The following is a 17,410-nucleotide window of genomic DNA, read 5'->3' on the forward strand; positions in this document are numbered from 1 at the left end:
CGGCGTGCGCTGAAGCCTTATTCCACCAGTCGCGCCAGCTGCGCCGCGACGGTGCCCCACCCGTCATGGAAGCCCAGCTTCTCATGGGTATCCCGGTCGGCCCGGTTCTTGTGCATCGCATGGGCGTGATAGTCGGTGCCCTCGGGATGGTCCCTGAAGGTGATGACGGCGCTCATGAAACCGCGTTCGGCCGGCCGCCATCCGCCGAGCAGGCAGTTGGTGAAGACGATCCGCTCCATCTCGTCCACCGCGAGGAAGCAGGCGTCGAGATGCGGCACGAAATCTCCGCCATCCTCGCTCATCAAGGTGGTGAACGCGCCGCCGGGGCGCAGGTCCATCGCCACGACCTTGCACAGCGTCGGCGCCGGGATCCACCACTGCGCGAACTTCGCCGGATCGGTCCAGGCATTCCACAGCGCAGCGCGCGGCGCCTTGATGATGCGGGAGATGGTCAGGTCGAGGTCGGGGTTCATTGCGGTTTCTCCTCAATACTGGTGACGAACTGTTCGAGCCGGTCGGTGCGTTCCTCCCAAAGGGCGCGCTGATCGGCGAGCCAGTCGTCGATCGCGGCGAAGGTCGCCTTCTCGATCGAACAGGTGCGCACCCGGCCCTGTTTGCGGGTGCGGATCCAGCCGCTCTCCTCGAGCAGGTGGATGTGTTTCATGAAGGACGGCAGCGCCATATCGAAGGGCTGCGCCAATTCGCTGATGCTCGCCGGCCCCCTGCCCAGCCGCCCGAGCACCGCGCGGCGTGTCGGATCGGCCAGTGCCCGGAAAACACCGCTCAGCTGTTCTTGATACTGTTCCATAGGGCTAAGTAATATACACCGTCACTTAGCTCAATAGCTAAGCTTTACGGCCTCACGCCGCCCGCGACGTCTTCTCATTGGGCGCCGCTTCTGCCCGGTCGGTGCGTCCATGACGGCATGCTTACGTATTTGTCACGGACACTTGGGCTGAGTCGTACGTTCCACATCTGACGGCCGATGCAGCACGCTTTGTCGCATCGGAACGTGCTGGAGGAAGACATGAAGACAGGAATCTCGCGGGCCGCCCTCGTCGCAGTGCTGGGCGCCGCAACCTTGATGACGGCGGGCTGCGCCACCGAAACCGCCTATCGCCCGGCAACCGGCACCGGCTTCGCGCGCGCGGGCTATAGCGACCGGATGATCGAGGCCAACCGCTACATGGTGAGCTTCGCCGGCAACAGCTACACTTCGCGCGACACGGTCGAGCGGTATCTGCTGTATCGGTCGGCCGAGCTGACGGTGCAGCATGGCTATGATTATTTCATCCTGGCGGATCGCGACACCGACCGGCGCACCCGCACCTACACCACGCCGAGCGCCTTCGGCCCCGGGCCCTATGGCTATTGGGGCCCGAGCTGGCGCTATCGCGGCCGAGGCTTTGGCTGGCGCAGCTGGGATCCGTTCTGGGGCGACCCCTTCTGGGACCGCAGCGTGGATATCAACACGGTCGACAAATATGAGGCCAATGCCGAGATCGTGCTCGGCCGAGGCCCCAAGCCGCGTGACAATGTCCGCGCCTTTGACGCGCGCGAGGTGATGAACAACCTCGGTCCGTCGATCGTGATGCCCAAATAAAAGAAAGGCTCCCCCGCGCCAGCGGGGGAGCCTCTTTGTCAGGCCACGCCGACCGCGCCGTGGCAATGCTTGTACTTGCGCCCCGAGCCGCACGGGCATGGTGCGTTGCGGCTCACCTTGCCTTCCCATTCAGCCGGATCCTCGCCAACCTCGTCGCCCATCGGGCGCGGGATCGATAGCGGCGGCAGGGTCGTGGTCAGCAGGCCGCGCGTGCCCGCATCGATATCATCACTGTCATCGTCACCGCTGAACGGGTCGAAATGAGTCGTGATGAAGTCAGGCAGGTCAGGCAGCGGCGGTGCTTCCTGGATCTGGAACTGGGCATGCGCGATGGTGCGGGTCACATCCTCGCGGATATTGCCGAGCATGCGCTCGAACAGCGAAAAGGCTTCCTGCTTATACTCGTTGATCGGCGTCTTCTGCGCATAGGCGCGCAGATGGACGACCTGGCGCAGCGCATCGAGCGTCGCCAGATGCTCCTTCCAGTGATGATCGAGATTCTGCAGCAGGATCGACTTCTCCACCTGCACCCACTGGTCCGGCTCGAGCATCGCGGCCTTTTCGGCGACCATCGCGTCGGCCGCCTCGCGCACGCGCTCCTCGACCACTTCCGGATCGATCGCCTCTTCCTTCAGCCAGTCGTCGATCGGCGGCTCGAGCGCGAGCGTCTCGGCGAGCTTCGCGCGCATGCCCTCCACGTCCCATTGCTCGGGATAGCTATTGGGCGGACAAGCCTCGCCGACGATCGAATTGACCAGCTCGGTGCGCATGTCGGCAACGACGTCGCCGACCGTATCCGCATCCATGATGTCCGCGCGCTGCTCATAGATGACCTTGCGCTGATCGTTCATCACGTCATCATATTCGACGACCTGCTTGCGGATGTCGTAGTTGCGCGCTTCGACCTTCTTCTGCGCGGTCTCGATCGCCTTGGACAGCCATTTCGATCCGATCGCCTCGCCGTCGCCGATGTTCGAGCGCATCATGCGCGCGAACAAGGTGTCCGGGCCGAAGATGCGCAGCAGATCGTCGTCGAGGCTCAGATAGAAGCGGCTGAGGCCGGGATCGCCCTGGCGGCCCGAACGGCCGCGCAGCTGGTTGTCGATGCGCCGGCTCTCATGGCGCTCGGTGCCGAGTACGAACAGGCCGCCCGCGGCGAGCACCTCGGCTTTTTCGGCGGCGATCTCCGCCTTGATCGCGGCGATGGCGGCCTCGCGCTCCGGCCCTTCGGGCATTTCGGCGAGCTCATCGTTCACGCGGAATTCCAAATTGCCGCCGAGTTGGATGTCGGTGCCGCGGCCCGCCATGTTGGTGGCGATGGTGACGACGCTCTTGCGGCCTGCCTGCGCGACGATATGCGCCTCGCGCTCATGCTGGCGGGCGTTGAGAACTTCGTGCTTCACGCCTTCCTTGACGAGGAAGTCGGACAGCAGCTCGGATTTCTCGATCGAGACGGTACCGACCAGCACGGGCTGGCCCAGATCGGCGTGATGCTTGATCTTCTTGGCGATCGCCTGGAACTTGTCGGCGGTGTCCTTGTAGAATTCGTCTTCCTCGTCGACGCGCTGCACCGGCACGTTGGTCGGGATGGTGACGACGTTCATCTTGTAGATGTCGTAGAATTCCGCCGCTTCGGTCGCGGCGGTGCCGGTCATGCCCGAGAGCTTGGGGTACATGCGGAAATAATTCTGGAAGGTGATCGAGGCCATGGTCTGGTTCTCGGGCTCGATCTGGACGCCTTCCTTGGCTTCGACCGCCTGGTGAAGCCCGTCCGACCAGCGCCGGCCATCCATCATGCGGCCGGTGAACTCGTCGATGATGATGACCTTGCCGTCCTTGACGATATAGTCGGTGTCGAGCTTGAACATCATGTTGGCGCGCAGCGCCTGGTTCAGATGATGCACCACCTGGGTGTTCTCGAAATCATAGAGGTTCGCGCCCTCGAGCAGCCCGGCTGCCTCGAGCATGCGCTCGACCTTTTCGGTGCCGTCCTCGGTCAGGATGATCGACTTCTGCTTCTCGTCCTTCTCGTAATCCTCGGCCGCGAGTTGCTTCACCACCAGATCGACGCTGCGATACAGATCCGACTTGTCGTCGGTCGGGCCGGAGATGATCAGCGGGGTACGCGCTTCGTCGATCAGCACCGAATCGACCTCGTCGACGATCGCCATGGCGAACGGGCGCTGCACCATCGAGGCGCGTTCGTATTTCATGTTGTCGCGCAGGTAATCGAAGCCGAACTCGTTGTTCGTGCCATAGGTGATGTCGGCGGCATACGCGTCGCGGCGCTGCTGGTCGGTCAAATTGGGGATGATCACGCCGGTCGTCAGGCCAAGGAAGCTATAGATCTGGCTCATCCAGTCGGCATCGCGCGCCGCGAGATAATCGTTGACGGTGATGACATGGACGCCGGTCCCGGGCAGGGCGTTCAGATACACCGCGAGCGTCGCGACCAGCGTCTTGCCCTCGCCAGTGCGCATCTCGGCGATCTCGCCGCGGTGGAGCACGATGCCGCCGACCATCTGCACGTCGTAATGGCGCTGTCCCAGGGTCCGCTTCGCGGCTTCGCGCACCGTGGCGAACGCCTCGGGCAGCAGGTCGTCGAGCTTGGTGCCGTTCGCCAGCCGCTCACGGAATAGCACGGTCTGGTTGGCAAGCTCGGCGTCGCTCATCGCCGAGATGGTCGGTTCGAACGACGCGATCTTCGCGACGATGGTGCCGAGGGATTTGACGTAACGGTCGTTCGAGGAACCGAAAAGCGATTTGGCAAAGCCGCCGAGCATGGAGAATTCCCGATCTATAAAGGCATGGCCGCCGGGTCGTGCCGGGCGGCGGAATGAACATGACAGGTGGATCCGGCCGCAGCCGGATCAGGCGGTCGCGCTATTCGCGACGGCGCTCCGCATAGAGCGGAATGACGGTATCGAGCGCAAAGACGGCCTTCACGCCGAAGACTGCGGCCGCGACGAGCGTCGGCATCGCCTGGACGATCGGCCGTGCCGCGACGCGCGCGGCGGCGGGAGCGCTTGTACGAGCCGCAGACGTTGCCTCGACCACTGCCTGATGCAACCGCACCTCGGGCGCACGCACGCCGGAAATCGCGCCAGTCAGCGCGCTCAGCAGAGCAGTGAGGATGAGAAGCAGTTCCATTGCGGCGTGCGATGTAGTGGCTCGCAGTGCAGGCGTCCAGCAATTGCTCATGGGGAAAGGCCGTTCAATTCTCGGGCAATACCCAGCGGACGGGCACCGTATAATCGCCAACGGTCGGCACACCGTTTCGATCCCGTGCCGGTTTGAACGTCGCACGCTTCATGAGGATCGAACAGGTCGTCGCGTCCAGGCTGGCCGATCGGCTGCTGGCGAGGATGGTGCATGCCTTCGGCGAACCGGCCGGATCGATCGCCAGTCTGGCCAGCACTCGCCCCTGCGCACCCGCGCGGATCGCATCGGTGGGATAGGCATCAGCGGTGAACCAGCTGCCCGGATTTACTGTCGGTATTGCCTTGACGCCGGCATGCGCTCGATCGGGAAGCGGCACCGGCCTTCCCAGTGTCACCAAATTGTCCATGCTTGTCGTTCCCGGATCCCCGATCGAGCCGTCGGGCAAGCGCGGCGCGGTTGGTACGGCCCGGCTTTCGGCCAGTACCGTTTTCCGGTCGGCAACGGCCCGCTCCGATTCCGGCGCCCCTCCGAAGACGGTCCGGAGTGTGGGGCCATATTCCTCGATGCCCATCACGATAATGACGACCAGCAAAAGGAGCAGGGCGAAAACGGTCGCCATCACCATCAGGGTGACTGTCCTGCCTTGTCCGATCATCACCTCGCCTCCATCGCCACCCCGGCGATGATACCGCCAAATTGCACGGTCGCCATGGTTTTGGCCGCGATGTCATTTGCCTACGGCCCGGCGCACCCTATTAGGACGCGCATGTCCAGCACCCGCTCCCCGCTCGCGCCTGAAGGCTTCCCTGTTTTGCCCGCGATTCCCGGCGTCACGCCGCGCATCGCCCGCGCGCGCTACAAGACCTGGGATCGCTGCGACCTGACCTTCGTCACGCTCGATCCGGGCACCGTCGTGGCCGGCGTGCTCACCCAGAGCCGCTGCCCGTCGCCCGAAGTGGAATGGTGCCGCAAGGCGCTGGTGCTCGGCCAGGCGCGCGCGCTGGTGGTCAATGCCGGCAATTCGAACGCCTTTACCGGCGATCGCGGCCGCGAGGCCGTCGAGAATCTCGTGGCGCGCGTCGCCACGCGGCTCGGCTGCCAGCCTTCGGACGTGTTCGTCGCCTCGACCGGGGTGATCGGCGTGCCGCTGCCGATCGACAAGAGCGAGGCCGGCCTCGACGCTGCCTTCCAGGCCGATCCGTGCAGCTGGGAAGAAGCCGCGGCGACGATCATGACCACCGACACCTTCGCCAAGGCAGCGGTGACGCAGGCGGTGATCGGCGACAGGACGGTCAACCTGGTCGGCATCATCAAGGGATCGGGCATGATCATGCCCGACATGGCGACGATGCTCGGCTTCATCTTCACTGATGCGGCCGTCGAACCGGGCTTCCTGCAGGCGGCGCTGTCGGACGCGAACGTGAAGAGCTTCTCCTGCATCACGGTGGACAGCGATACCTCGACCAGCGACACGGTGCTTGCCTTTGCAACGGGTGCGGCAGGCAATGCGCCGCTGACTTCCTCCGACGATGCCGGCGCCGACGCCTTCCGCGCCGCGCTGGCCGATCTCTGCCTCCAGCTCGCCCATCTCGTGGTGCGCGACGGCGAGGGCGCGTCGAAGTTCATCACGGTCGAGGTGACTGGCGCCGAGAGCGACCGCAGCGCGCGGGTGATCGCCCTGTCGATCGCCAATTCACCGCTGGTGAAGACTGCCATCGCCGGCGAGGACGCCAATTGGGGCCGCGTCGTCATGGCGGTCGGCAAGGCCGGCGAGCCCGCCGAGCGCGACAAATTGTCGATTCGCTTCGGCGAGACTCAGGTCGCGCGCGATGGCCTGGCAGTGACGGGCTATGACGAGACGCCCGTCGCGGCGCATCTCAAGGGCAGCGAGATCGATATCGGCGTCGATCTCGACCTGGGCGACGGCCGCGCGACGGTTTGGACCTGCGACCTGACGCACGGCTATATCGCGATCAACGCGGATTACCGGAGCTGAACTCTGTTTACCTCCCCTTCCTTCCACGGCGGAGGCCGGGGTCCAGTTGAGGGACGATCATGGTTGAGCGCCGCGCTCAATTACCACGACCTCTCCGACTGGACCCCGGCCTCCGCCGGGGAAGGTAGTTTTGAAAGGCCGACGCAATGCTGACCATCTGGGGCCGCCTCAACTCGCATAACGTAAAGAAGGTCGCGTGGTTCGCGGAAGAAGCAGGCCTGGTTTATGTGCGCCACGATGTCGGCGGCCAATTCGGCATGGATGCCGGGTATCTCGCGAAGAACCCCAATGCGATGATCCCGACGATCGAGGATGGCGAGGTGACCCTGTGGGAATCCAACGCGATCCTGCGTTATCTCGCCGCGCGCCACGCCCCCGATCGCTTCTGGCCCGCCAGCCCGGCGACTCGGGCGATGGCCGATCGCTGGATGGACTGGCAGATCGACTATGCCGAGGCTCAGCGCGACGCGTTCGTCAACCTGATCCGCCGGCCCGAGGACCAGCGCGACGAGGACGCAATCAGGCGCTCGGCCGAGGCGTGCGCGAAGAAGATGGCCGTGCTCGACGCACATCTCGCACAGAGCCCCTGGCTGTCAGGCGACGCCTTCGGCATCGGCGACGTGCCGATGGGCGTCTATGTCCATAGCTGGTTCACCTTGCCCATCGAGCGCCCCGACCTGCCCAATGTGGCGGACTGGTATGAAGGTCTCCAGGCGCGAGCCGGTTATGCCAGCCAGGTGATGATCCCGCTCACCTGAGTCGCCACGCGGCAAGGGCAGGAAGTTCGCTGTTCCCGCGCGATAACAGGGAAATTAACAGGGAATTCCATTTTTTCGGGCCCGAAGTTCGCAGTTATATCAAAATATTGATGATTTTACAATCACTTGATTGGGTTTCCCTGTTCCGGATTAACAGGGAATTCCGTCCGCATAACAGCGAAATTCGCGTGCGAGGCGCGCACCATCCACATCGCCATGAGAAAGAGCCGGTCGAAGCAAGGCCGGGCTTCGTCCGACGTCATAGTGGAGACGTCGGATCAGGATTTGAATCGATCGATCGCATTGATGGCGCGGAACGCCATGATGATCATCGCTGATGAAAAAAGGGCCGCGCAGCCTCTGCCGCGCGGCCCCGATCCATTTCGACAGCTCAGATCAGGCGAGCTCGCCCTCGAGCCATGCCTTGATCCGGCCCTTGGGCTCGGCACCGACCTTGGTCGCGGCCGGGGCGCCGTTCTTGAACAGGATCATCGTCGGGATGCCGCGCACGCCATATTTGCCCGGCGCGTCGGGATTGTCGTCGATGTTCAGCTTGGCGATGGTCACCTGCTCGCCCAGTTCCTCGGAGATCTCCTCCAGGCTCGGGCCGATCATCTTGCAGGGGCCACACCATTCAGCCCAGAAATCGACGAGCACCGGCTTGTCGGAGCTGAGGACGTCAGCCTGGAAGCTGTCGTCGGTGATGTGCTTGGTTGGCATGTCGGGAATCTCCTGTGTTGCCGGCAATCTAGGGAGCCCGGCCAAAGCACTCAACCCGGCAGGTCGTAGCTTTGTTGCGCGGGTGCATAGCCGGGCTTGTGCATCGCGAGGAAAGCGTCCGGCACGATCAGCAGTTTTGGCCCATTGGTGTAGAGTAGCGCGGCCTCGATGACGCGGCCGGGAAAGATCACCCCGAGCGCCTCGACATAGGCCGCCATCTGGCGTGCGTGATAGGGCGGGATCTCCTCGGGCGTCAGCGGGATCTGGCGTCCCGTCTTGAAATCGACCACCTGGATCCGCTCGGGCGTCACGCGCAGCCGGTCCACCGTGCCCGATACAACGACGCCGTCGCCGACCACTGCCGCGATCGGCGCTTCCGCCAGCGAGTTAGGACCGAACAGCTCGGCGAAACGGGTGTCTTCAAGGACAGCGAGCACCGTCCGCGCGATATCCGTCCGCGCATTGGCATCGGCGACCCCGCCGACCCGGTCGAGCCAGCGATCCGCCGCGCTCTTGCGCTCGTCAGGCGCCACGGCCGGCAAGCGCTCGAACAGCGCATGGATCAGCTTGCCGCGCTCGGCGGCGACGCGCATCGCCGGGGTAGGCGGCGGATCGGCCACCACATCCTCGCCCAGCGACGACGGCGCCAGCGGGCGCGGCGGCCGCGCTTCGACCGGCGCGCGCTGCTGAGTCCAGGCAGGCAGCGCAGTCTCGTCCTCGACCTCGGCCGCTTTCCTGGTCGAGACAGGCACCGCGCGTTGCGGCACGATCCCGGTGAAGCTCCGCGCTTCCGGCGAAGGCGGCACCTCCAGCGCGGTCATCGCCCGCTCGGCAGCGGCGTACCAGCTCGACGGCGGCGGTTCGCCCCTGGCAAGCGGCCCCAGCGCGCCCGCGATCACCAGCCGTTCCTCCGCGCGTGTCGCCGCGACATAGAAGAGCCGCCAATGCTCCTCCAGCTCGCGCTGGGCATCGGCTTCGAGCACCTCGCCCAAAGGGCCACCGCGCTCACTCGCGCGCGGCCGGAAAATCGGCAGCGCGTTCGCCATGCCCTCCAGTGTCCAGTCGAGCGTGGAGCGCGGCGATTTGGTCGGATCGACCGCCGCGTCGGCCAGGATCACCAGCGGCGCCTGCAAGCCCTTCGCGCCGTGCGCCGTCATCACCCGCACGGCGTCGAGCGGCGCGGAAGGATCGCGCTTGATGTCGACATCGCCGCGATCGAACCAGTCGAGAAAGCGCTGCAGCGAGGGCGTGCCAAGCGATTCGAAATTGAGCGCCGCGTTAAGCAATTCCTCGATCGGATCGCGGGCCTCCTGGCCGAGCCGGCGGATCAGCTTGCGCCGCCCGTCGAGCGGGCCGGACAGCATCTCTTCGAGGAACTGATAGGGGGTGGCGATATCCGCCCGGTCGAGCATCCGGTGCAGCGGATCGAGCGCATCGCGCGGCTGAGTACGCGACAGATGCCGCCACAGGCTGCCGGCCTCGCGTGGGGCTGCCTCCATCAGTCTTTCCTGGCTCCAGCCGATCAGCGGCGAGACGAGCAGGCTGGCGAGCGACAGATCGTCCCCCGGCTGAAGCACGAACCGGATCGCGGCGAGCAGATCCTGCACCGCCAGCGGCGCGTTGAGCCGCAGGCGGTCGACGCCGGCGACCGGCACATTCTCGGCATAAAGCCGCGCGACGATCAGCGAGGCCAGTTCGCCGCGCCGTTTGACCAGGATCATCACATCTTCGGGGCGGAGGGTGCGGCCCTGGCTCTCCAACACCAAAGTGCCGATCCAGGCCTTGATCTGCCTGGCGATCCGGCTGGCGAGCTCACGGGTGGAATCGGCGATCCAGCCTTCCTCATCCTCCTCACTGCCGCCGGCGACGGTGAGCGGCCAGAGCGTGACGGTGCCCGGCCCTTCCACCTCGCTGGCATGCGGCTCGCGCTCGGCGATGGCGCCGAGCCCCGGCTCCGGGATCGCCTCGATCGCCGCATCGACGAATTCGAGCACTGGCCGGGTCGAGCGGAAACTGTGCGTGAGCGACAGCCGGTCGAAACGCAGCCCCTCCCCGTCCGGCCCCTGCGCATCCTCGGCCAGCCCGCCGAAATGTCGCTCCGCCGCCTGGAAATAGATCGGGTGTGTGCCCTGGAAGCCGAAGATCGCCTGTTTGTAATCGCCCACCGTGAACAGCGTCCGCAACCGCTCGTCATGCGCGCCGAGCCCGGCGAAGAATTCGTCGGCGAGCGCGCGGATGATCGACCATTGCTCGGGATTGGTGTCCTGCGCTTCGTCGATCAGGATATGCTCGGTGACCTGATCGAGCTTGAAGCGCACCCATTCGCCCATGCCGGGCTGGCCGAGCAGGTCGATCGTCGCGCGGATCAAATCGTCGAAATCGACCCCGCCGACCCGGCGCTTGGCGCGCGCATAGGCGGCGGCATAATCGCGCCCGACGTCGAGCGCGTCCGCGAGCAGATCGGCGTAGACGGCACGCACTCGCAGATCGAGCAGTTCGGCGCACCAGCCATAAAGGCCACCCGCCAGCTCCGCATAATCCTCTTCCTGCGGCGCCTGCCCCTTGCCGAAGGAGCGCACATCGCCGTCCGCCTTGGCCCAGACCTTGTGCAGATCGGCCAGCGACGCGGCGCGCTCGGCCACCGGCTTTTCCAGCCAGCCATAGATGACCCCGGCGCGCTCGATCCCGCTCTTGGTACCCCAGCCGCTGTTCATGCCGCCGATCGCGTCGAGTGCTTCGTGATCCACCACATCGTCGCTGCAGGCGCTCAGGATCACGCTCTCGATATCGCCCGTCGGCAAATCGAGCGCACGACGGATGAAGGGCCGCAGACCGTCACCGCGCGGCAGTTCCTCCATCGCGCTCGGCGCACGGGCGCAGGCACGCAGGAAATTCTCTGCCTCGCCCTCGCCCAGCCTTACGCTCAGCCGGCCGATCGTGTCGATCGGCTTGAGCCGCCCGTCGCGATCCGCATCGACCAGCATCTCGGCCAGCGCCTCCCGCGCCAGCACCGCTTCCTCGCGTCCTTCGAGGGGACGAAAGCCGGGCACCAGCCCCGCTTCGACCGGGAACGCCGCGAGCAGGCCCTGGCAGAAGCTGTGGATCGTCTGGATACGCAGGCCGCCGCCCGGCGCATCAAGCACCTTGGCGAACAGGGTACGGGCGTAGGCAATGCGGCGCGGATCGAGATGGTCCTCGCCCAGCGCGAACAGATCCTTTTTCAGGTCGTTCTCGGGCATGCGCACCCAGGCGGCGAGCCGGGCGCTGATCCGCCCCGCCATCTCCGCGGCGCCCGCCTTGGTGAAGGTCAGGCACAGGATCGCGCCCGGATCCACCCCGCGCAGCAACAGGCGGAACACCCGCGCGGTCAGCACCTGGGTCTTGCCGGTGCCGGCCGAGGCGGACAGCCAGACATGCGCATCGGGCGCGCTCGCTGCCGCCTGATTGCCCTTCAGATGCGGAAGAGGCCGGTTATCCCCGCTCACGGCCATACCATTCGTCGCGGCGCATCAGCTGGTCATAGTCGGCATAGGGCGCATATTCGGGGTGAAGCTTGGCGGTGAAGGCCTCGCTGCCGGTCAGCCAAGCAGCGACCGCTTCGGTGAAATGACGTGCGGCGAGCGCGGGAAAATCCTCCGGGCGCACCTTGTCGGCCTTGCCCGCCGGATCGACCGGCGAGGTGATGTAACCGAAGCTGTCGTTGCGCTTGCCCAGCGACCAATATTCGAAACCCCGTGCTTCGCCGCTTATGCCCTCGAACCCGCCGCGCTCGGCAATCAGGCCAAGCAACCCGAGCTGCAGGCTGAACCCCGCACGCACCGAGGCCGGCGACGGCGCCTTGCCGGTCTTGTAGTCGATCACCGACAGCGACCCGTCGGGCAGCCGGTCGATCCGGTCGAACTTCCCGGTCAGCGTGACGCCTGCGATGTCGATCTTGCCGTCCTTCTCGACCGCGAGCACCTTGCGGCCCAGCGCCGATCCGCGCGCGATCTCCGCCGCTATCCAGTCGATCGCCTCCATCAGCCGCGGTTGCCATAGCGCGCGCATCATCGGGTGGGTGCGTTCGTCCGCCAGCATCGCCAGCGCGCGCCGGCGCAGCGTATCGGGCGCGCAATCGTCCTCGCGTGCCCAGACTTCGAGGATCTCGTGCACCGCCGTGCCGCGCCATGCCGCGCTGGGGTCGGCGTCGACCGGATCCAGCGACATCAGTCGCAGAATGCGCTTGGCGTAGAAAGCGTAGGGGTCAGCCTTGAGCCGGTCGACATCCGTGACGGCAATGCGCTTCGGCCGCAGGATCGCGGGCGGCGACGGCGCGGGCTGATCGGCCGGCTCATGCGTGTCCGGGCGGTCGAGCGCCCGCGTCCAGCGCTCCAGCGCGCGCGCGCGCTCGAACCGCTCGCCGGCCAGCGCCTGCAACCGCAGCCAGAAGCGCGAGGCGATCGCCGGCTGGCTCGCATCGCGCCGCGCCCGCGTGATCAATGCCTGGGGCGCGCCCAGCGCGCCCGCGAGATCATGCGCCGACACGCCGACACGGCGTTCGAGGCCCGGCAGGCCGAGCTCGGCGCGGATGCGGGGTGCCAGCCATGGATCGGGCGCTGGCTGGCCGGGCCAGGTGCCTTCGTTCAGGCCGCCGAGGATCATTAAATCCGCGGTCTGCAACCGAGCCTCGATCAGACCGTAGATCGCCAGGCGCGGGTGGCCGCCCTGGGGTGGACGCACCGCCGTCTCATCCATCAGGGTCTTGAGCAGTGGCGCCAGGCTGGCGGGATCGACGCTGGCAGGGCCGGCATCGGCTTCCGCTTCTAGATCGGCGAGCAATTCGGACGCAGCTCGCCCGGCCGGGCCGCTCCACAGCGCATCGCCGCACAGCGCCTGCGCCGTCTCGCGGAGCGCGGCGACCAGCCTCCCCAAAGGCTGCGCGTCGCCGTCGAAAACCGCTTCAATCGGCGACAACAGCGCGCGCGCCTCGGGCCACCAGGCCGCCGCTTCGGCGAACAACCGCCGTTCCCGCTCCGATGGATTGGCGAGATGAGAGTCGATCCCCGCCAGCCCCGCCGCCGGCCGCGGCCCGCGCAACACCCGGTCGAGCGCGCGCGCCCCTTCGAGCCATGCGCTACGTCCCTCGCCGAAACGCACCAGCGGATGCTTGAGCAAGGTCAGCAGCGCGAGCGGCGCGAACCGCTGGGTCGCGGCCTCGGCCAGCGCGGTGAGCAAGGTGCCCGAGGGCAGGATCGACAAGGGCCGCCCGGCGGAATCGTCGATCTCGATTCCCCAGCGCGCCGCATGCGCCGCCACCCTGCGCGCCAGCGCGCGATCCGGCGTCACCAGGGCGGCGGTGCGGCCCAGCATCTCCAGCACTTCGCGCAACGCCAGCGCGATCGCCTGTGCTTCCTCGGCCGGTGTCGCCAGTTCGGCCGCGACGATGCCCGAAAGCCGGCGATCCTCCGCCTCGAGCCCGGTCCATTTCCCGGTGAATTCGGCGGGCGCCAGCGCATTGGCAATGGCGCGTCCTCGTGCCGCGGTCGCGTCATGCCCGCCGCCATCGCGCCAGGGCAGGAATTCGTCGCGGTTCACGCCCATCCGCCCGAGCAGCAGCTTCAGATGGAATTGCGGATGAGTCTCGATCGAGCGGCGGCGGAAACCGGTGACGGGATCGGGCTCGTGCGGCCCGAGCGCCTGCCATTCCTCCTCGTCCATGCCGGTCGCCAGGTCGGCCAGCACCACCATGCCCCGCGGCAGCTCCGACACGCAGCGCAGCAGCAGCCCCACGGCCGGCGCGGAATCGGTAATGCCGGCGGCACACACGAAACCCGGCGGTGGGGCCAGCTTCCACCGCGCGGCCAGCCGGCGCAGCAAGCGTCCGCGCCGATCGGCGAGGTCGATCCTGCCCAGCCGCTTCAGCTCGCCCGGCCAGCGATCCAGCACGATTCCGAACAACGCCAGCGCCCGACGCCAATGGTCCGACAGCTCCTCGCTGAGTTCCAGGTCGCGCAACTTCGCCGGCGCCACCTCCTCGACCAGCAGCTGGTCGAGCGTCCGCGCCAGATCGCCCGCCAGCCGCACCGCTTCGGCGGCGTCGACCGGCTGGCCCGTCCGCGCCTGCTCCTCGGCCACCAGCCGCGCCAGGATCATCCGGCGCTGGAGTGGCGGTACCGCAGGCGGCACCGGATCGCTGTCGTCCGCCGGATCGAGCGCTGCACCCGTCGCCTCGTCCAGTTCGCCGATCGACACCAGCCGCGGCAGCAGCAGCCCGCCCTCGCTGGCGCGCACGAAGGCGTCGGTCATCGCCCGTTTGGCGCGATTGTTGGGCAGCAGCACCAGACCGCGCGCGAGCCCCAGCGGTTCCCCGCCGAAGCGCCGGATCAACCCGGCGGCGAGCGCGTCGGCAAAGGCCCGGTGCGCTGGGATGGTGAAGAGGGCCGGTTTGACGGCCTCAGCCATCAGCGAGGATCGCCTCGGTCTGTACAATCGCGCCCGGCGTGCCGACATCGAACCACAGGCCCTGATGGACAAGGCCGTAAGCGCGGCCGGCGGCGATCGCGCGTTCCCAGAAGATCATCGTCGAGAAGGGTCCCTCCGGCCAGTCCTGGATCACACGCGGCGACAGGATCTGCACCCCGGTATAGACGAACGGCGCGGGCCGCCCGGGCTGGCGACGCTTGGTGATCAGTCCATCGGGCGCGAGATGGAAATCGCCCTGCCCGCCATGATTATACGCCTTGGCGAGCGGCACCATGAGCAGCAGCGCGTCCATCGCCGCATCGTCCCACCGCGCGGCGAGCAGCCTGATCGCGTCGGCCGGTCCATCGACCCAGAGATTGTCGCTGTTGACGACGAGGAACGGCTTGTCGCCGATCAGGTCGCGTGCCTGAACGATGCCGCCGCCTGTCTCCATCAGCTTGCCCCGCTCATCGGATACGGCGATTTCAATGCCTTTGACCCGATTCATCAGATGCGCTTCGAGCGCATCGGCGAGATAATGGACATTGACCACGGCGCGCTTCACCCCGGCGCTGCGCAGCCGGTTGAACACATGATCGATCAGCGGCTTGCCCGCCACCTCGACCAGCGGCTTCGGCCGCGTGGCGGTCAGCGGGCGCATGCGCTTGCCCAGGCCCGCCGCCATCACCATCGCGGTTTCGGGAACGTCGCCGCCGGGGTCGGGGCGGATCGCTAAAGTTCGCTTGGTCGTCATTGGCCGGAAATCACCATCGGGTCGCCGCGCCTGTCGGCAGGGATGTTGGCGTCGAACCACGTCTTGACCGGTGCCAGCGCCGGATGCGCCAGGTCGCGATCGAGATAGCGCCAGACGCGCGGGCACAGCGCCGAATAGCGCAGCTTGCCGTCGCGCTTCCACAGCCGGGTGAAGATGCCGACGATCTTCGCGTTCCGCTGCGCGCCCAGGACATGATAGGCGATGTCGAAATCCTCCCCGGCGCCGGTGATCCGCTTGTACCGCGCAAGCATGACGCTTTCGAGCGCCGGATCCACATCGCGCCGCGCGTCCTGCAACAACGAGACCAAGTCATAGGCGGGATGGCCGGCCAGCGCATCCTGGAAGTCGAGCAGGCCGAGCGTGTCGGTCCCACCGATCAGCATCAGATTTTCGGCATGATAATCGCGCAGCACCGTCACGACCGGCCCGGCGAGCGCCGCGTCGAACACCTTGTCCCATGCCGCGTCATAGCCCGCCTGATCGGCCTCTATGCCGACCGCCGGGCAATACCATTCGGTCAGCAGATTGGCCTCGCGGTGAAGCACCGGACGGTCATAGGGTGCCAGCGGCCCGGCCTCGTGCTGGTGAAGCCGGATCAGGATATCGATCGCGGCCTCGTACAGGCCGGTCGCGCGCCCAGCCTGTTCATCGACCGTTTCGCGCATCCGGATGTCGCCGAAATCGTCGAGCAGGACCAGGCCCCGGTCGAGGTCGACGCCGTGGATCGCCGGTGCGGCGAACCCCCGTTCGCCCAGCCATCGCGCGACGTCGATAAAGGGGCGCGGATCTTCCTGTGGCGGCGGCGCATCCATCAGGATCGCGCTGCGATCGCCCGCGACGACGCGAAAATACCGGCGGAACGAGGCGTCGCCCGCCACGGGGAGGATGTCAGCCCCTTCCCAGCCATTCGCCGCGAGGAAATCGGCCGCGGCGGCCGGCGGAGTCATATCTGCTGCCATCGCGCCCTCCAAGCCGCCGGCACCTCGGCTGTCAAGGCGCGGGTGCCATCGGGCTCGATCGTCAGGCTCAGTGCCAGCGCCTCCGGCCACATGCCGGGCGCACGTTCGGGCCATTCGACGATCAGCAGCGAATCGGACAGCGCCTCGTCGAGCCCGAGCTCCTCGATCTCGTCCGGGTCGTCGATCCGGTAGAGATCGACATGCAGTACCGGAAACCGGACCTCGGGCGGCGCATAGGGCTGCACGATCGCGAAGCTGGGGCTCGGCGCCTCGCCCTCAAGCCCCAAAGCCGCGAGCAACCCGCGCGCGATGCTCGTCTTTCCGGCACCGAGCGGACCGGTCAGCGCGATCACGTCGCCCGGTCCGGCGAGTTCGGCGAGACGCGCGCCAAGCGCCTCGGTCGCGGCGGGGTCGGCAAGCGTTATCGCCATTTCAGTAGCCGATCATCAGCATGTCGAGCGCACCCATGATGGCGTCGTGTTCCCGATCGAGCGTTCCGACCCGATTGCCGATGAGATTCTTCCCGATGGCGGACGCATACTGCGTCATCATCACGACCCGTTGCCCTTCAACGTCGAAAATTGGATTGAGCCGGCCCGCCGGCTTGGGCGCATCCTCGAACACGAACAGGGGCACGGTGAAGCGCGTATCGAGATTCCGGAGCAGGTCGGATTGGCAATCCAGTAGGTATCCGCGCTCGCCGTGCCGTTGATAGATATCGAATCGGGCCATCAGAAGAGGCGGTATTTCTCGAGTGGCAAGCCGTGTTCGGCGACATAGGCGTTTGAGGCCTCGATCGCCTCGCGATTTTCCTCGAGCCAGCGCCGCCCGCGCTCTTCGGAAATCTGTTTCGCCAGCCCCTCTTCGCAAGCGCGCGAAATGTTGATGCCCAGTTCTCTGGCGTCCTCGATCATCGCGGCATCGAGCGAGACGTTGGTCGGCCGCCGAAACGGCGTCTTCGTTTCACGGACGGTAGATCGCGTCATGGAAAGCCTC

At 66.5% G+C, this 17,410-nt stretch carries 17 protein-coding genes; 4 read left to right on the forward strand and 13 right to left on the reverse strand.

The annotated features are described in order from the left end of the window. Window positions 1–17: 17 nt before the first annotated feature. Together ACZ1I5_RS09630 and ACZ1I5_RS09635 are read right to left on the reverse strand one after the other, a co-directional pair. Complete coding sequence (locus tag ACZ1I5_RS09630; protein ID WP_465173469.1) at window positions 18–473, reverse strand: SRPBCC family protein; 456 nt, start codon at window positions 471–473, stop codon at window positions 18–20. Then, window positions 470–808: an ArsR/SmtB family transcription factor gene (locus tag ACZ1I5_RS09635; RefSeq protein ID WP_465173470.1), complete on the reverse strand. Its 339-nt coding sequence runs from the start codon at window positions 806–808 to the stop codon at window positions 470–472. Before ACZ1I5_RS09635 ends, ACZ1I5_RS09630 begins: the two co-directional genes overlap by 4 nt. Before the next feature lie 219 nt (window positions 809–1,027). Here ACZ1I5_RS09635 and ACZ1I5_RS09640 point away from each other — a divergent pair, with 219 nt between their 5' ends. Next, complete coding sequence (locus ACZ1I5_RS09640) at window positions 1,028–1,603, forward strand: CC0125/CC1285 family lipoprotein (RefSeq protein ID WP_465173471.1); 576 nt, start codon at window positions 1,028–1,030, stop codon at window positions 1,601–1,603. 38 nt (window positions 1,604–1,641) lie between these two features. On the opposite strand, the gene secA is transcribed toward ACZ1I5_RS09640, so the two are convergent. The 3 genes from secA to ACZ1I5_RS09655 form a co-directional block, all read right to left on the reverse strand. After that, window positions 1,642–4,386 carry a preprotein translocase subunit SecA gene (gene secA, locus ACZ1I5_RS09645; protein WP_465173472.1) on the reverse strand — a complete coding sequence of 915 codons (2,745 nt, stop codon included), beginning with the start codon at window positions 4,384–4,386 and terminating at the stop codon, window positions 1,642–1,644. Window positions 4,387–4,486: 100 nt separating this feature from the next. Next, window positions 4,487–4,753: a hypothetical protein gene (locus ACZ1I5_RS09650; protein ID WP_465173473.1), complete on the reverse strand. Its 267-nt coding sequence runs from the start codon at window positions 4,751–4,753 to the stop codon at window positions 4,487–4,489. A 64-nt stretch (window positions 4,754–4,817) separates the two neighbouring features. Further along, window positions 4,818–5,420, reverse strand: coding sequence for an energy transducer TonB (locus ACZ1I5_RS09655; protein WP_465173936.1), 603 nt, complete (start codon window positions 5,418–5,420; stop codon window positions 4,818–4,820). Window positions 5,421–5,531: 111 nt separating this feature from the next. Between ACZ1I5_RS09655 and argJ the strand changes: the two genes are divergently transcribed. The 3 genes from argJ to ACZ1I5_RS09670 all read left to right on the forward strand — a co-directional run bounded on the left by argJ (window position 5,532) and on the right by ACZ1I5_RS09670 (window position 7,857). Further along, window positions 5,532–6,761 carry a bifunctional glutamate N-acetyltransferase/amino-acid acetyltransferase ArgJ gene (argJ, locus tag ACZ1I5_RS09660; protein ID WP_465173474.1) on the forward strand — a complete coding sequence of 410 codons (1,230 nt, stop codon included), beginning with the start codon at window positions 5,532–5,534 and terminating at the stop codon, window positions 6,759–6,761. A 146-nt stretch (window positions 6,762–6,907) separates the two neighbouring features. Beyond that, window positions 6,908–7,519: a glutathione S-transferase family protein gene (locus tag ACZ1I5_RS09665; RefSeq protein ID WP_465173475.1), complete on the forward strand. Its 612-nt coding sequence runs from the start codon at window positions 6,908–6,910 to the stop codon at window positions 7,517–7,519. 110 nt (window positions 7,520–7,629) lie between these two features. Continuing rightward, a complete protein-coding gene (locus ACZ1I5_RS09670; RefSeq protein ID WP_465173476.1) occupies window positions 7,630–7,857 on the forward strand; it encodes a hypothetical protein in 228 nt (75 codons plus the stop codon). A gap of 58 nt (window positions 7,858–7,915) precedes the next feature. Here ACZ1I5_RS09670 and trxA read toward each other — a convergent pair whose 3' ends face one another. From trxA to ACZ1I5_RS09710, 8 genes are read right to left on the reverse strand one after another with little or no spacing between them, the layout of a single operon-like run. Then, window positions 7,916–8,239, reverse strand: a complete 324-nt coding sequence (gene trxA / locus ACZ1I5_RS09675) for a thioredoxin TrxA (RefSeq protein ID WP_465173477.1) — start codon at window positions 8,237–8,239, stop codon at window positions 7,916–7,918. A 50-nt stretch (window positions 8,240–8,289) separates the two neighbouring features. Beyond that, entirely contained in the window at window positions 8,290–11,730 is a 3,441-nt protein-coding gene (gene addA / locus ACZ1I5_RS09680) for a double-strand break repair helicase AddA (RefSeq protein ID WP_465173478.1), read from the reverse strand. Beyond that, window positions 11,711–14,680 (reverse strand): double-strand break repair protein AddB, encoded by a 2,970-nt coding sequence (gene addB, locus ACZ1I5_RS09685; RefSeq protein WP_465173479.1) that lies wholly within the window; start codon window positions 14,678–14,680, stop codon window positions 11,711–11,713. Before addB ends, addA begins: the two co-directional genes overlap by 20 nt. Further along, window positions 14,673–15,434 carry a nucleotidyltransferase family protein gene (locus ACZ1I5_RS09690; protein ID WP_465173480.1) on the reverse strand — a complete coding sequence of 254 codons (762 nt, stop codon included), beginning with the start codon at window positions 15,432–15,434 and terminating at the stop codon, window positions 14,673–14,675. Before ACZ1I5_RS09690 ends, addB begins: the two co-directional genes overlap by 8 nt. Next, entirely contained in the window at window positions 15,431–16,402 is a 972-nt protein-coding gene (locus tag ACZ1I5_RS09695) for an aminoglycoside phosphotransferase family protein (RefSeq protein WP_465173937.1), read from the reverse strand. The genes ACZ1I5_RS09690 and ACZ1I5_RS09695 overlap by 4 nt, the downstream gene beginning before the upstream one ends. After that, entirely contained in the window at window positions 16,399–16,845 is a 447-nt protein-coding gene (gene tsaE / locus ACZ1I5_RS09700) for a tRNA (adenosine(37)-N6)-threonylcarbamoyltransferase complex ATPase subunit type 1 TsaE (RefSeq protein ID WP_465173481.1), read from the reverse strand. The genes ACZ1I5_RS09695 and tsaE overlap by 4 nt, the downstream gene beginning before the upstream one ends. A gap of 1 nt (window position 16,846) precedes the next feature. Continuing rightward, window positions 16,847–17,146 (reverse strand): CcdB family protein, encoded by a 300-nt coding sequence (locus ACZ1I5_RS09705; protein WP_465173482.1) that lies wholly within the window; start codon window positions 17,144–17,146, stop codon window positions 16,847–16,849. Beyond that, entirely contained in the window at window positions 17,146–17,400 is a 255-nt protein-coding gene (locus tag ACZ1I5_RS09710; RefSeq protein ID WP_465173483.1) for a type II toxin-antitoxin system CcdA family antitoxin, read from the reverse strand. Before ACZ1I5_RS09710 ends, ACZ1I5_RS09705 begins: the two co-directional genes overlap by 1 nt. Window positions 17,401–17,410: the final 10 nt, after the last annotated feature.

It is taken from the genome of Sphingomonas sp. BL-S-30, from assembly GCF_055521475.1.

Bases quoted from the DNA above. Each gene is read 5' to 3' on its own strand.
- ACZ1I5_RS09710 (WP_465173483.1), bottom strand. From the start codon at position 17,400: ATGACGCGATCTACCGTCCGTGAAACGAAGACGCCGTTTCGGCGGCCG.
- argJ (WP_465173474.1), top strand. From the start codon at position 5,532: ATGTCCAGCACCCGCTCCCCGCTCGCGCCTGAAGGCTTCCCTGTTTTG.
- ACZ1I5_RS09665 (WP_465173475.1), top strand. From the start codon at position 6,908: ATGCTGACCATCTGGGGCCGCCTCAACTCGCATAACGTAAAGAAGGTC.
- secA (WP_465173472.1), bottom strand. From the start codon at position 4,386: ATGCTCGGCGGCTTTGCCAAATCGCTTTTCGGTTCCTCGAACGACCGT.
- ACZ1I5_RS09655 (WP_465173936.1), bottom strand. From the start codon at position 5,420: ATGATCGGACAAGGCAGGACAGTCACCCTGATGGTGATGGCGACCGTT.
- ACZ1I5_RS09635 (WP_465173470.1), bottom strand. From the start codon at position 808: ATGGAACAGTATCAAGAACAGCTGAGCGGTGTTTTCCGGGCACTGGCC.
- ACZ1I5_RS09630 (WP_465173469.1), bottom strand. From the start codon at position 473: ATGAACCCCGACCTCGACCTGACCATCTCCCGCATCATCAAGGCGCCG.
- ACZ1I5_RS09695 (WP_465173937.1), bottom strand. From the start codon at position 16,402: ATGACTCCGCCGGCCGCCGCGGCCGATTTCCTCGCGGCGAATGGCTGG.
- tsaE (WP_465173481.1), bottom strand. From the start codon at position 16,845: ATGGCGATAACGCTTGCCGACCCCGCCGCGACCGAGGCGCTTGGCGCG.
- ACZ1I5_RS09640 (WP_465173471.1), top strand. From the start codon at position 1,028: ATGAAGACAGGAATCTCGCGGGCCGCCCTCGTCGCAGTGCTGGGCGCC.
- addB (WP_465173479.1), bottom strand. From the start codon at position 14,680: ATGGCTGAGGCCGTCAAACCGGCCCTCTTCACCATCCCAGCGCACCGG.
- ACZ1I5_RS09670 (WP_465173476.1), top strand. From the start codon at position 7,630: ATGATTTTACAATCACTTGATTGGGTTTCCCTGTTCCGGATTAACAGG.
- ACZ1I5_RS09650 (WP_465173473.1), bottom strand. From the start codon at position 4,753: ATGGAACTGCTTCTCATCCTCACTGCTCTGCTGAGCGCGCTGACTGGC.
- ACZ1I5_RS09705 (WP_465173482.1), bottom strand. From the start codon at position 17,146: ATGGCCCGATTCGATATCTATCAACGGCACGGCGAGCGCGGATACCTA.
- ACZ1I5_RS09690 (WP_465173480.1), bottom strand. From the start codon at position 15,434: ATGACGACCAAGCGAACTTTAGCGATCCGCCCCGACCCCGGCGGCGAC.
- trxA (WP_465173477.1), bottom strand. From the start codon at position 8,239: ATGCCAACCAAGCACATCACCGACGACAGCTTCCAGGCTGACGTCCTC.
- addA (WP_465173478.1), bottom strand. From the start codon at position 11,730: ATGGCCGTGAGCGGGGATAACCGGCCTCTTCCGCATCTGAAGGGCAAT.